Source organism: Enterobacteriaceae endosymbiont of Donacia crassipes (genome assembly GCF_012569785.1).
GTDB lineage: Bacteria > Pseudomonadota > Gammaproteobacteria > Enterobacterales > Enterobacteriaceae.
In genome coordinates this window covers 60,925-74,298 of record NZ_CP046202.1, presented here as the reverse complement: position 1 = coordinate 74,298, position 13,374 = coordinate 60,925, and the positions used below count along the sequence as shown (strand labels likewise).

Annotated in this window: 12 protein-coding genes and 2 tRNA genes; 5 read left to right on the top strand and 9 right to left on the bottom strand. The window is 19.3% G+C overall.

Annotation, left to right across the window (positions count from 1 at the left end):
- Positions 1 to 48 precede the first annotated feature (48 nt).
- The 3 genes from GJT95_RS00380 to GJT95_RS00370 form a co-directional block, all read right to left on the bottom strand.
- Positions 49 to 1,455, bottom strand: a complete 1,407-nt coding sequence (locus tag GJT95_RS00380) for an NAD(P)(+) transhydrogenase (Re/Si-specific) subunit beta (RefSeq protein ID WP_169785825.1) — start codon at positions 1,453 to 1,455, stop codon at positions 49 to 51.
- Between the two features lie 13 nt (positions 1,456 to 1,468).
- Positions 1,469 to 3,013, bottom strand: a complete 1,545-nt coding sequence (locus GJT95_RS00375; protein ID WP_169785824.1) for a Re/Si-specific NAD(P)(+) transhydrogenase subunit alpha — start codon at positions 3,011 to 3,013, stop codon at positions 1,469 to 1,471.
- 138 nt (positions 3,014 to 3,151) lie between these two features.
- Entirely contained in the window at positions 3,152 to 3,931 is a 780-nt protein-coding gene (locus tag GJT95_RS00370; RefSeq protein WP_169785823.1) for an enoyl-ACP reductase FabI, read from the bottom strand.
- 199 nt (positions 3,932 to 4,130) lie between these two features.
- Between GJT95_RS00370 and cspE the strand changes: the two genes are divergently transcribed.
- A complete protein-coding gene (gene cspE / locus GJT95_RS00365) occupies positions 4,131 to 4,340 on the top strand; it encodes a transcription antiterminator/RNA stability regulator CspE (RefSeq protein WP_169785822.1) in 210 nt (69 codons plus the stop codon).
- 176 nt (positions 4,341 to 4,516) lie between these two features.
- Here cspE and lipA read toward each other — a convergent pair whose 3' ends face one another.
- The 3 genes from lipA to GJT95_RS00350 are packed head-to-tail and all read right to left on the bottom strand — an operon-like array spanning position 4,517 to position 7,343.
- The gene (lipA, locus tag GJT95_RS00360; protein ID WP_425482521.1) at positions 4,517 to 5,425 is read right to left on the bottom strand and encodes a lipoyl synthase; all 909 of its coding nucleotides are present in this window, start codon (positions 5,423 to 5,425) and stop codon (positions 4,517 to 4,519) included.
- 47 nt (positions 5,426 to 5,472) lie between these two features.
- Positions 5,473 to 6,090, bottom strand: coding sequence for a lipoyl(octanoyl) transferase LipB (gene lipB, locus GJT95_RS00355; RefSeq protein WP_169785820.1), 618 nt, complete (start codon positions 6,088 to 6,090; stop codon positions 5,473 to 5,475).
- A 35-nt stretch (positions 6,091 to 6,125) separates the two neighbouring features.
- Positions 6,126 to 7,343, bottom strand: a complete 1,218-nt coding sequence (locus GJT95_RS00350) for a serine hydrolase (RefSeq protein WP_169785819.1) — start codon at positions 7,341 to 7,343, stop codon at positions 6,126 to 6,128.
- Between the two features lie 145 nt (positions 7,344 to 7,488).
- On the opposite strand from GJT95_RS00350, the gene truA reads away from it, so the two are divergent.
- Both truA and GJT95_RS00340 read left to right on the top strand, forming a co-directional pair.
- Positions 7,489 to 8,313, top strand: a complete 825-nt coding sequence (truA, locus tag GJT95_RS00345; protein WP_169785818.1) for a tRNA pseudouridine(38-40) synthase TruA — start codon at positions 7,489 to 7,491, stop codon at positions 8,311 to 8,313.
- Between the two features lie 145 nt (positions 8,314 to 8,458).
- The gene (locus GJT95_RS00340; protein ID WP_169785817.1) at positions 8,459 to 8,926 is read left to right on the top strand and encodes a CvpA family protein; all 468 of its coding nucleotides are present in this window, start codon (positions 8,459 to 8,461) and stop codon (positions 8,924 to 8,926) included.
- Between the two features lie 16 nt (positions 8,927 to 8,942).
- On the opposite strand, the gene GJT95_RS00335 is transcribed toward GJT95_RS00340, so the two are convergent.
- Both GJT95_RS00335 and GJT95_RS00330 read right to left on the bottom strand, forming a co-directional pair.
- Positions 8,943 to 9,029: transfer RNA gene (locus GJT95_RS00335), tRNA-Leu, on the bottom strand.
- Positions 9,030 to 9,040: 11 nt separating this feature from the next.
- Positions 9,041 to 9,111, bottom strand: a tRNA-Cys gene (locus tag GJT95_RS00330).
- A 140-nt stretch (positions 9,112 to 9,251) separates the two neighbouring features.
- On the opposite strand from GJT95_RS00330, the gene GJT95_RS00325 reads away from it, so the two are divergent.
- Both GJT95_RS00325 and pta read left to right on the top strand, forming a co-directional pair.
- Complete coding sequence (locus tag GJT95_RS00325; RefSeq protein ID WP_169785816.1) at positions 9,252 to 10,463, top strand: acetate kinase; 1,212 nt, start codon at positions 9,252 to 9,254, stop codon at positions 10,461 to 10,463.
- Positions 10,464 to 10,495: 32 nt separating this feature from the next.
- Positions 10,496 to 12,646 (top strand): phosphate acetyltransferase, encoded by a 2,151-nt coding sequence (gene pta / locus GJT95_RS00320; protein WP_169785815.1) that lies wholly within the window; start codon positions 10,496 to 10,498, stop codon positions 12,644 to 12,646.
- A gap of 14 nt (positions 12,647 to 12,660) precedes the next feature.
- On the opposite strand, the gene gpmA is transcribed toward pta, so the two are convergent.
- Positions 12,661 to 13,359, bottom strand: a complete 699-nt coding sequence (gene gpmA / locus GJT95_RS00315) for a 2,3-diphosphoglycerate-dependent phosphoglycerate mutase (protein WP_169785814.1) — start codon at positions 13,357 to 13,359, stop codon at positions 12,661 to 12,663.
- Between the last annotated feature and the right edge of the window lie 15 nt (positions 13,360 to 13,374).

Sequence of the window (13,374 nt, the reverse complement as noted above, 5' to 3'; positions counted from 1 at the left end):
TATAAAGTTTACTCTAGTATTTTTATATACAATGAGTAAACTTTTTTATTAAAATTTTTTTAAAATTTTATTTATAGAATTTTTTGCATCTCCAAATAACATATAACTATTATCTTGATAAAATAAAAGATTATTAATTCCAGCATATCCTTGATTCATACTTCTTTTAAGAATAATAATATTATTAGCTTTCCATACTTCTAAAATAGGCATTCCTGATATTGGACTATCAATATTTTCTTGAGCTAATGGATTAACTGTATCATTAGCTCCTATTACAAGAACTGTATCTGTATTAGTAAAATCTTTATTAATATCATCCATTTCATACACCATATTATATGGTATATTAGCTTCTGCTAATAAAACATTCATATGTCCTGGCAAACGTCCAGCCACAGGATGAATAGCAAATCTAACTTTAATATTTAATTGAGTCAGTTTATTTACTATTTCTGAAAGTGGATATTGTGCTTGTGAAACAGCTAATCCATATCCAGGAACAATAATAATGTTATTTGAACTTTTTAATATTTCAACTGTATTATCAATAGATATTTCTTTATAACTTTGTATATTTGTTTTGACTAAAGTAGAATTACTATTTTGATTATTAATTTTATTACTATTTCCAAGAAGTACATTAAAAAATGATCTATTCATACCTTTACACATTAAATATGAAAGAATAGCTCCAGAAGAACCAACTAAAGCACCTGTTATAATTAATAAATCATTAGTTAACATAAACCCTGAAGATGCAGCTGCCCATCCTGAATAAGAATTTAACATTGATATTACTACAGGCATATCTGCTCCACCAATACTCATTATTAAATGGAAACCAAATATTAATGAAATTAAAAATATTAATCCTAAAACAATAATTTGTAATTTTACATTATATGTATTTAAAAAAATTATCATTAAAATGAATGATATTAATATAATTAATAAATTAATTTGATTTTTAAATTTTAAATTTAAAGTTTTTGATTTAATCAAACCAGATAATTTATTAAAAGCAAGTATAGAACCTATTAAAGTAATAGAACCAATAAAAATACTAAAAAATATTTCTATTAATTGCATACTTATATTTTCATTAAAAATAATTTTATCATATATTAATAATATATAATTATTAAATCCTACAAGAACAGCAGTTAATCCTACAAAACTATGTAATATTGCAATTAATTGAGGCATTTTAGTCATATCAATTTTTTTTGAAATACTTATTCCTATAAATGCACCTAAAAAAATTGATCCTAAAATATAACCAATATTATTAATTTTTGCTTTTAATATAGTTATAACAATTGCTATAAGCATACCATTAATAGCAAATATATTACCTTTTTTAGAAGTTTCTTTTTTTGAAAGACTTGCAATACTTAATATAAATAAAACTGCTGATATAGTATATGTAAATATTAATGACCTATCAAACATTTATAAATTCTCCTTAATTTTTACGAAACATTTTAAGCATACGTTGAGTAATAATTAATCCTCCAAAAATATTAATACTTGATAATAATGTTCCTAAAAATGCTAATATAATTGTAATACAATAATTATTATTAAGTTGTAAAATAGAACCAATAATAATAATACCAGAAATTGCATTTGTAACAGACATTAAAGGAGTATGTAATGTATGGCTAACATTCCATACTACATAATAGCCTATTATACAAGATAATAAAAAAATTATAAAATGTGGTATAACTTCATGAGGAATAGATTGTGTCATATAATATGTAGAAAATAATCCTAAAATATATAAAAAATATTTATTTTTTAAAAAACATTTATTATTTTTCTTTATATTTTTTTTTATATGTTTAAAATTATTTGATTTTTTTATATGATCTTTTATCTTTGATGATTTAATTTTTGGTGCTGGCCATATAATTGCATGATTATAAATTACAGTCATATTTCTAATAATTTCATCTTTTAAATCAATATTAATTGTACCTAAATGATTTTTAGATAATAAATTTATTAAATTAATAATATTTGTACTATATAATTGGGATGCTTGAGGAGCTACTTTACTAGGTAAATTTGTAAAACCTATAATTTTAATATTATTATTTGTAGTAATTATTTTATTTTTTTCTGTTAATTCGCAATTACCTCCATTTTCAATTGCAAGATCAAAAATTATACTACCAGGTTTCATTAATTTAATCATTTTTTTAGTAATTAAAATAGGTGCTTTTTTATTAGGAATTATTGCTGTTGTAATAATAATATCTGTTTTTTTTACTACTTTATTAAAAGATTCTTGTATTAATTGTGATTTTTTTTTTGATGAATGAGTTTCATATTCATGAATATTATTTTTTTTTTGATCTTTTAATTCTAAAAATTCTGCACCCATACTATGAATTTGTTCTTTTACTTCTTTTCTTGTATCAAAAGCAATAACAATTGCTCCTAAACTTTTTGCTGTTCCAATAGCTGATAAACCAGCAACACCTGCTCCTACTACCATAACTTTAGCTGGCAATATTTTGCCTGCAGCAGTAATTTGTCCATTTAAAGTTCTTTCTAATAAGTTAATTGATTCAATTATACTTCTATAACCAGATAAATTATTCATTGAACTTAAAGCATCAAAAGCTTGAGCTCTAGAAATTCTAGGTATTGCATCCATTGCAATGGTAGTAATATTTTTTTGAGCTAAAATATTTAATAATATTTTATTTTGATGTGGCCAAATAAAACTTATTAATATACTATTATTTTTTATTAATTTACTTTCTTCTTCATCAATAGGATGAATTTTAATTATTATATTTGCATTCCAAACTTCTTCATTTTCTACAATTCTTGCTCCATTATTTTCATAATCTTGATCATTAAAATAAGATAAATTTCCAGCTCCTTTTTCAATATATATTCTGAAACCTAATTTTATTAATTTTTTAATATTTAAAGGTGTCATTGCTACTCTTTTTTCTTCAAAATATTTTTCTTTTGGTATCCCAATTATCATCATAAAATATTTAACCTATCATAAATTATTTATATTTTTATATAAAAAATAATATTTATTTTAATTTCAAAATTATCATTTATTAAATTATTTTTCAAATTTTTATTTTATTTAATAAAATAAAATATATAAAAATATTCATTTTATATTATTAATTATTTGAAGATTAAATCCAGAATCTAAATAAATAATTTCTCCTGTAATACCTAAAGATAAATCAGAAGCTAAAAAAGTAGCAACATTACCAATATGATCAATTGTAATAGATTCGTGTAAAGGACTTTGTTTTTTATATAATTTAATTATATGATTAATATTTTTTATTCTAGAAGAAGCAATAGTTTTAATTGGGGAAGGAGATATTCCATTAATTCGGATATTTTTATACCCAATATTACATGCCAAATAACGAATATTAGCTTCTAATGAAGCTTTCGCTAAACCCATTATATTATAATTTTGTACAAAATTTTGTGACCCTAAATAAGTTAACACTATAATTGAAGATTTATTATATAATAAATTTATACATTCCTTTACCATTCCTAATAAACTATAAGAATTAATATCATGAGAAATTTGAAATTCTAAACGAGATGTATTTAAAAAATTTTTTTTTAATGTATTTTCAGGAACAAAAGCAATAGAATGAACAAATCCATCAAATTTTTTCCATATTTTAGATATTTTAAAAAATAAAAATTTTATATCTGTATCTTTAGATACATCACATTTTATTATTGGATATTTTGTCATATTTTTTACTAATTTTTCAATTTTATTTTTATTTTTATTTTTTTGATATGTAAAAATTAAATTTGCTTTATGTTTATACATAATACGAGCTATACCATAAGCAATTGATAATTTATTTAAAATACCTGTAATTAATATTTTTTTTCCTAATAATAAACACATTTTTTTTCCTAAAAAAATTTATATTTTATTAGTATTCTTAATAAAAATTTTAAAAAATATAAGAAAATTAAATATTTTTTTTAAAAAGTTTGATATTTATCAGCTTTTTGATTTGTTTCACTAGACAAATGTATTATTAATTGATGTACTTTTATATGACACAATTTTAGTGTCTATTTTTATGTAAAGGTAATAATTGATGTCCAAGATTAAAGGTAACGTTAAGTGGTTTAATGAATCTAAAGGTTTTGGTTTCATTACTCCTGAAGATGGTAGTAAAGATGTTTTTGTACATTTTTCTGCTATTCAAAGTAGTGGTTTTAAAACATTAACTGAAGGCCAAAAAGTAGAATTTGAAATTACTAACGGAGCCAAAGGACCTTCTGCTGCTAATGTTATTGCTATTTAATTTTATTTAATTAGCTAAGTAGTCAGATAAGGTTAAAATATTATTTGCCTCTGATAAATTTTTAGAATTTTAACTATTTAAAACTATAAAATAATTTTATTTATTAATAATAAGTAAAAAAATTTTAAATAATTTGAATAAAAAATAAAATTTTCAGAGGCATTATTTATCAAATTTTAAGAAAAATAATTTTCTGCATTGTATGAAGAACGTACAAAAGGCCCACATTTAACTTTTTTAAAACCTATTTTTTTAGCTGCAATTTCAATTTTATTAAATTCATTCAAACTAATATAATTTGATACAGGAACATGATATTTACTTGGTTGTAAGTATTGTCCTATAGTTAAAATATCAACTCCATTATATTTTAAATCTTTTATTGTATTAAATAATTCTTTTTTTGTTTCACCTAAACCAATCATTAATCCTGATTTAGTTAAAATTTTAGGAAATAAATATTTAAATTTTCTTAGTAAAATTAAAGATTTTTTATATATACCTGCAGGTCGTATTTGTTTATACAAACGTTCTACTGTTTCTATATTATGATTAAAAACATCAGGTAAAGAATTACTAAATATTTTTAAAGCTTTTTCAATACAATTTTTAAAATCAGGAACTAAAATTTCTATTTTAATTTTAGAATTTTTTTCACGTATTTTTTTTATACAATTAACAAATTGTTGTGCTCCACCATCATGTAAATCATCACGAGTAACTGAAGTAATAACAACATATCTTAATTTCATTAAAAAAATAATATTTGCTAACTTAGAAGCTTCATATTTATCATACTTTATTTTTGGTCTACCATGCATAACATTACAATATAGACAATTTCTTGTACATATATTACCTAAAATCATAAAAGTTAATTGTCCTTTACTGAAACATTCTATTAAATTAGGACATAATGCTTCTTCACAAACTGAATGTAATTTATTTTGTTTTAAAAAAGATTTTATTTTTTTTATTTTATTAATATTTTTTACTGAAAATTTAATTTTAATCCAATCAGGTTTTTTAAAAATTTTTTGTTTCATATTTTTATATATGGTAATTAAAATAATTAAATATAATATATATTATAAAATAATAAATAGTGTTTAAAAAAAAGTAAATATAAAATTTATATTAATAATAAAAACTCATTTATTAAGAATTTTCTAATTTTAAACATTTTTATATTATAAATATAATTTTTTAAATTTGTCATTTTGAGTTTTTTCAAACCACATGGATTAATATAATTAAAAGGTAACAAATTCATATTAATATTAAATGATATACCATGTAAAGTACATCCTTTAGAAATTTTTATACCTATAGATGCTATTTTTTTATTATTTATATATATACCAGAAACATCTTTAAAAGATGAATTGGATGATATATTAAAATATAATAATATATTTATAACTATTTGTTTTAAAATAAAAATAAAAGATTTAATCTTAAGTTTTCTTCTTTTTAAATTAATTAAAAAATACATAATTTGTTGCCCTGGAGCATGATAAGTAATTTTTCCTCCTCTATCAGTACAAAATATAGGTATATTATGATTATAATTAATAATATCTTTTATATTAGATAATTTTCCTTGAGTAAAAACAGGATAATGTTCAACTAACCAGATTTCATCTAATGTTTTATTTGATCTTGTATAATTAAAATTACACATTTTTTTATAAGTAGAATTCCATAATTCTATGCCAAGATTTCTTATAATGAAATTTTTTTTATACATGATATATATTAATATTTTTAATTTATATAAATTTTTTATTGATTAATCCATTTACTTAATAATAATCTTATATAGTCTAAAAAACAAACAAAAAAATTTCCTTTTGGAATATTTTCTAACGAAATTAATGGATAATCTACAATTATATGATTATTAATTATAAAAGTAACATGTCCTAATATTTTATTTTTATAAATAGGAGCAAAAATTTTATTATTTTTAATATGATATAAAATTTTAATTTTTTTTTCTTGATTTTTAAAAATTGTTAGATATACATCATTTTTGATACCAATTCTTACATATGATTTTTGACCATATAATACTGGGATAGACGCTATTTTTTGATATTTTTTAATTGGATGAATTGTACGAAATGTTTCAAAACCCCAATTTAATAATTTCTTACTATTTTTTTTACGATCTTGTTCTGTTTTATCACCTAATATTACAACAATTAATCTCATATTATTTTTTGTTGCAGAAGCTATAATATTATAACCTGCATCTTTTGTATGACCTGTTTTAATTCCATCTACATGTAGAGTTTTATCCCATAATAATAAATTACGATTTTTTTGATGTATATGATTAAAAGTAAAGCTTTTTTCTTTATAGATAGAATATTCATAAGGAAAATCTTTTATTAAAGATTTACCCATAATAGCTATATCTTTCGCTGTTGTATATTGTCCTGATTCATCTAATCCATGTACATTTTTAAAAATAGTATTTTTTAATCCTATTTTTTTTGCATAAAAATTCATTAAATTTACAAAATTTTGTTGATTACCAGATATATATTCAGCTATAGCAACACAAGCATCATTTCCTGACTGTAATATAATACCTTTTATTAAATTATTTACAGAAATATGATCTCCTACTTTTAAAAACATTAACGATGAACCATTAAATTCATTATTTCCTGTAGCCCAAGCATTTTTACTAATAGTAACAATATCATTACGATGTAATTTCCCTTTAGCTAAAGCTTTTCCAATTACATAACTAGTCATAATTTTTGCTAAACTAGCTGGTTTTTGAATTTTATCTGAATTTTTTTCAGTTAAAATTATACCTGTATTGTAATCTATTAAGATATAAGATCTGGCATCAATAGATGGTTGTAATTCAATATTAAATATATTTTCGTTAGCATATATAATTGTTGAATATATTATAAATATAGTAGTTATTAATTTTATTTTTGTAAAAATAAATTTATTAGATTTTTTATATATTTTTATCATATCTATACTCATAAAATTTTAATTTTATTAGATATTTTTAAATAAGATTTATTAAAATAACATTTTATATAATTTTTTTAAAAATGTAACTAAATTTTTAGTAAAATACTAAACATAATAAAATTATTTAATTATATAAAAAAACATGAATATTAATTTTATAAAAAAATATAAATTTGCACTAGGAGTTGAATATAATGGTACTAATTATCATGGATGGCAAAAACAAAATATATATTATAAGAAAACAATACAAGGATATTTAGAAAAGGTTATTTCTAAAATTGCTAATCATAATATAATTATTTTTTGTGCAGGTAGAACTGATATAGGTGTACATAGTATAGGACAAGTAATTCATTTTGAAACATCTAGTTTTAGAAGTAAAAAATCTTGGATTTTAGGTATAAATAGTCTTTTACCTAAAGATATAGTTATAAAATGGATAATTTCTGTAAAAAAAGATTTTCATGCTAGATTTAGTGCTTTATCTCGTAGATACGTTTATATTATCTATAATAATATATTTAAATCTGCTATATTTAGTGATTTAGTTACTTTATATAAAAAAAAATTAAATATCATAAGAATGAAAAATGCAATTCAATATTTATTAGGAGAACATGATTTTTCATCTTTTCAATCTGGTAAAAAAAAAAATATTTCTTCTTTTAGAAAAATCATGTATTGTAATATAAAAAAATTTGGAGATTATATTTTTATAGATATTAAAGCAAATGCTTTTTTATATCATATGGTAAGAAATATTATAGGTAGTTTAATAGAAATTGGTATTGGTCGTAAAAAAGAAGATTGGTTGTTAGAATTAATCAAAATTAAAGATAGAACTAAAGCTGCTTTTACAGTTAAACCTAATGGTTTATTTTTAATGGAAGTGGAATATCCAAAACATTTTGGTATCCCTTATTTTAATTATAATTTATATTTAATTTTAAAAAAATTAATTTAATAATATTATTTTTAAAAAATATATATAATGTTATATATATAATTATTATTTTTAATAAGAATATTTTTAATAAAATTTTATAGTTTTTAAAAAATTATTTTAAATATATCATTCTATTTTATTTAAAAAGAAAATATATATTTATATGTCAATAATTGATTATTTATTTGTATTTATATTAATGTATTTTTCTATAATTAGTTTTTTTAGAGGTTTTATAAATGAGATATTAACTATTTTTGTTTGGTTTATATCTTTTTATTTATTTAAAAAATATTATCATTATTTACTTTTTATAAAAAAAATAAATATAAATAATTTTTATTTTAAAGAAATTTTTTTATTATTTTTTTATTTTATATTTATTTTAATACTAGGGTATATTTTTAAAAATTATTTAAATATTAAAATTAAAAATATTTATATTAAAAATATAAATAGATTATTAGGATTATTTTTTGGATTATTAAAAGGATGTTTAATAATATTTATTTTATTAAATTCATTAAATTATATAGATAAAAAATTATATAATTATATATTAATTAATAATAAATCATTATTATTTATTTATTTCAATAATATTTTACAACAATATAAATACTTTTTATAAAATATTTATTATATTTTACCCAGAGCGGGAATTGAACCCGCATAGCAATATAAATGCCGAGGGATTTTAAGTCCCTTGTGTCTACCAATTCCACCATCTGGGTAAGAGAATTTTAGGCGCATCTCGGAATTGAACCGAAATAAGAGGATTTGCAATCCTCTGCATAACCATTCTGCCAATGCGCCTAACAAAATTAATTATATAATAAATTATTAATTATGTATATAATATATTTTAGAATTTTTATAATATATTTTATATATAATTTTATTATTTTTTATATATAATTATTAGTTATACATAAAATGTATATATAGGATATAAAATGTTAAATAAATTAATACTTGTGATTAATTGTGGTAGTTCTTCTTTAAAATTTTCAGTCATAAATCCTATCAAAAAAAAAATTTTATTATCTGGTTTAGCTGAAAATTTTTATGATAATAGTTCTTTAATTGTATGGAATTTTAATAAAAAAAAAAATAAAATTAAATTTAATAATAAAATTACTCATAAATTTATATTAAATTATTTAGTAGACGAAATATTAAAAAAATATTTACTACTATATAATAATATTATAGGTGTTGGTCACCGTATAGTACATGGTGGTGAAAAATTTACTAATTCTATATTAATTACGGATATTGTACTTAAAGCAATAGAAAAAGCATCTGTTTTTGCACCTTTACACAATCCTATCCAAGTAATAGGTATAAAAGAAATAAAAAAAATTTTACCACATTTAAAATCTAAACAAATTGCTGTATTTGATACAGCTTTCCATCAAACAATACCTATTGAATCATATTTATACGCATTACCTATTAAATTTTATGAAAAATATAAAATACGTCGTTATGGTGCACATGGTACTAGCCATAAATATGTTACTAAAAAAGCAGCTAAATTTTTAAATATAAAATTAAATAATTTTAATTGTATTTCATGTCATTTAGGTAATGGTTCATCTATTACTGCAATAAATAATGGTAAAAGTGTAGATACTTCTATGGGTTTAACACCTTTAGAAGGATTAGTAATGGGAACTAGATGTGGTAATATTGACCCAGCAATTATTTTTTATATGTTTAATGAATTAAATCTTAGTATAGATAAAATTTATAATATTTTAACTAAAAAATCAGGTATGTTAGGATTAACAAATATTACTAGTGATTTTAGATATATTGAAGAAAATTATTTTAAAAACAATAATATTAAAATAGCTACTGATGTATTTGTACATAGTTTAACTAAATATATAGCATCTTATAGCATATTAATGCAAAATAAAATACATGCTATAATTTTTACAGGTGGTATTGGAGAAAATAGTATATTAATTCGAGAAAAAACAATAAAAAAATTAAAAATTTTAAATTTTTTTATTGATAAAAAATTAAATAATAAAATTAAATATGGTAAAATTGGACTTATAAGTACTAATTTAAGTAGACCTATATTAGTTATTCCTACAAATGAAGAATTAATGATATCACAAGATACATTTAAAATTATTCATAATATGAAATAATTTTTTCTAATAAATAAAAAAGGCATATAATAATGTTTAAAAAAAAAGTGATTATATCTATACCAATAGATGTAGATATACATTTTTTTACAAGTATAAATTTAGGAATTTTAAAAATTATAAAAAATAATAATTTAAAATGTAATTTTTTTAAACCTATTTCTAATATAGAAAATTATAATTTTAATTATACTAATAATATTTTAAATATCTATAATTTTTCTAATATAAAATCTATTGATCCAATAAAAATAAATAATATTAATTTATTAAAAAATAATATTGAATATAACAATATTATAAATAATATAATTCAAAAATCTTATAAAGATATACACAATACAGATATTCTTTTTATAGAAGGTATAATTCCTATTTATATTAAACAATTAATCTTTCAATTAAATTGCGATATAGCAAATATATTTAATGCAAAAATAATTTTTGTTACATCAATATCATTAATAAATAAAAATTTAGAAAAAATAGAATCTAAGATTAAAATTCTTTTTAAAAAAAAATTAAATAATTTTAATATTAAAAATACATATTTATTTATTAAAAATAAATATGAATATCAAAATAATAACCCTTTTTTTTATAATTTAAATATTTTTAAGTATTTTTTTTATATAAAAAAAAATAATTTTGTACATAAAAAACCTTTATTTCCCAAAAAAAAAAATATTATATTAATTCCATGGTTAAAAAATTTTGTATTTGGTATTAATGTAAAATTAATATGTAATTATTTAAATTGTAATGTAATTAATAATACTAAATTTAAAAAAATTAAATATATTATTTACTTTGATAATAAAATATTTATAGATCCACAAAAATTTAGTAAATCCTTACTAATTATTTCTTTTAAAAATGAAAAAATAATAAAAAATATATATAAAATATTATCTAAAAATATTTTTTTTAATACAATTTTATTTACAGATTTTATAAAAAATGATAAAACTTATGAAAATAATATAATAGATAAAATTATTAAAATTATTATTAATAATAATATATCTATATTTTATATAGAAGATAATTTATATAATACTTTTATAAAATTAGAAAATATTTATAAATATGATTTTCCAATAGACGATACTAATTTAATTACAAATATTATTAATTATACTAAATTATACATTCCTTCAAATATTTTTAATCAAAAATATTTGAATTATAAATTTTACATTTCTCCATTTATTTTTAAATATAATTTATTAAATAAAGCAAGTAAAATTAAAAAAACAATTTTATTACCAGAAGGCAATGAATTACGAATTTTAAAAGCAGCATCAATATGTTCTGAAAAAAATATTGCTAATTGTATTTTATTAGGAAAAATTGAAGAAATTATAAATATATCTAAAAAGAACAATATTATTGTTAATAATATTAATGTTATAGACCCAGATTTAATAAGAAATGATTATATAGAAAAATTAATATATATAAGAAAAAATAAATTTTTAAAAAAATACGAGGCGATACAATTATTAAAAGATAATATGTTTTTAGCAACTATGATGTTAAAAGAAAATAAAGTTGATGGTATAGTTTCAGGAGCTAATACAACTACAGCTAATACTATTAGACCTGCATTACAAATCATTAAAACTTTATCTAAATATTCTATTATTTCATCTATATTTATTATGTTATTACCTACAAATATATTAATATATGGTGATTGTGCAATTAATCCTAATCCTAATTATAAACAATTAGCTGAAATAGCTATACAATCAGTAGAAACTAGTAAATTATTTAATTTTAGACCTAAAGTAGCAATGATTTCTTACTCAACAGGTGCATCAGCTAAAGGTGTTGAAGTGGAAAAAGTATATAAAGCTACTAAATTAGTAAAAAATAAACTACCAAATCTTTTAATAGATGGTCCTCTACAATATGATACAGCTGTTATAAATGATGTTGCTAAATATAAAGCTCCAAACTCATTAGTTGCAGGGAAAGCTAATATTATTATATTCCCTGATCTTAATACAGGTAATACAACATATAAAGCAGTGCAAAGATCTTCTGATATTATTTCTATAGGACCTATTTTACAAGGTATAAAACAACCAATTAATGATCTTTCAAGAGGAGCTTCTATCGAAGATATAATTTATACTATTGCAGTAACAGCTATTCAATCTGCTAATAAATATTAGAAGATTGTATTTTATTAATTATTTAAATAATATTTATTAATATAATCTAAATTATTATTAAATTCATAAATAATAGGTATACCCGTAGCTATATTTAAATTGATAATATCTTTATCATTTATATTTTCTATATGTTTTATTAAAGCTCTTAATGAATTACCATGAGCAACAATTAAAATACGTTCTCCATTTCTAATTTTATTAGATATATGATTATCCCATACATGTATTACTCTTTTTAAAGTTGTAGATAAACTTTCTGATAAAGGTAATTGATAATCTTCTAATTTAGAATATTTAAAATCAAATCTAGGCCATCTGAAATCATCTATAGATAATGGGGGGGGAGCTATATTAAAACTACGTCTCCATTGTTTAACTTGTTCCTTACCAAATTTTTTTATAGCTTGATTTTTATTCATCCCCTGTAATTTTCCGTAATGTCTTTCATTTAATCTCCATGTTTTTTTTACAGGTATCCATAATTGATCTAATTTATTTAATGTTAACCACAAAGTACATATTGCTCTTTTTAAAAAAGATGTATATGCATAATCAAATTTTAAATTATTTATTTTTAAAATTTTTCCTGCTTGTTTTGCTTCAATTTCTCCTTCTTTGGTTAATTCAATATCATGCCAACCAGTAAATAAATTTTTTTTATTCCATTCACTTTCTCCATGACGTAATAAAACTAATTTAGTATTAGACATATATTTCCTCTTACA

Excerpts from the sequence above, each read along its gene's own strand:
- GJT95_RS00380 (WP_169785825.1), bottom strand. The coding sequence starts at position 1,455 with ATGTTTGATAGGTCATTAATATTTACATATACTATATCAGCAGTTTTA.
- GJT95_RS00375 (WP_169785824.1), bottom strand. The coding sequence starts at position 3,013 with ATGATAATTGGGATACCAAAAGAAAAATATTTTGAAGAAAAAAGAGTA.
- GJT95_RS00370 (WP_169785823.1), bottom strand. The coding sequence starts at position 3,931 with ATGTGTTTATTATTAGGAAAAAAAATATTAATTACAGGTATTTTAAAT.
- cspE (WP_169785822.1), top strand. The coding sequence starts at position 4,131 with ATGTCCAAGATTAAAGGTAACGTTAAGTGGTTTAATGAATCTAAAGGT.
- lipB (WP_169785820.1), bottom strand. The coding sequence starts at position 6,090 with ATGTATAAAAAAAATTTCATTATAAGAAATCTTGGCATAGAATTATGG.
- GJT95_RS00350 (WP_169785819.1), bottom strand. The coding sequence starts at position 7,343 with ATGATAAAAATATATAAAAAATCTAATAAATTTATTTTTACAAAAATA.
- truA (WP_169785818.1), top strand. The coding sequence starts at position 7,489 with ATGAATATTAATTTTATAAAAAAATATAAATTTGCACTAGGAGTTGAA.
- GJT95_RS00340 (WP_169785817.1), top strand. The coding sequence starts at position 8,459 with ATGTCAATAATTGATTATTTATTTGTATTTATATTAATGTATTTTTCT.
- GJT95_RS00325 (WP_169785816.1), top strand. The coding sequence starts at position 9,252 with ATGTTAAATAAATTAATACTTGTGATTAATTGTGGTAGTTCTTCTTTA.
- pta (WP_169785815.1), top strand. The coding sequence starts at position 10,496 with ATGTTTAAAAAAAAAGTGATTATATCTATACCAATAGATGTAGATATA.
- gpmA (WP_169785814.1), bottom strand. The coding sequence starts at position 13,359 with ATGTCTAATACTAAATTAGTTTTATTACGTCATGGAGAAAGTGAATGG.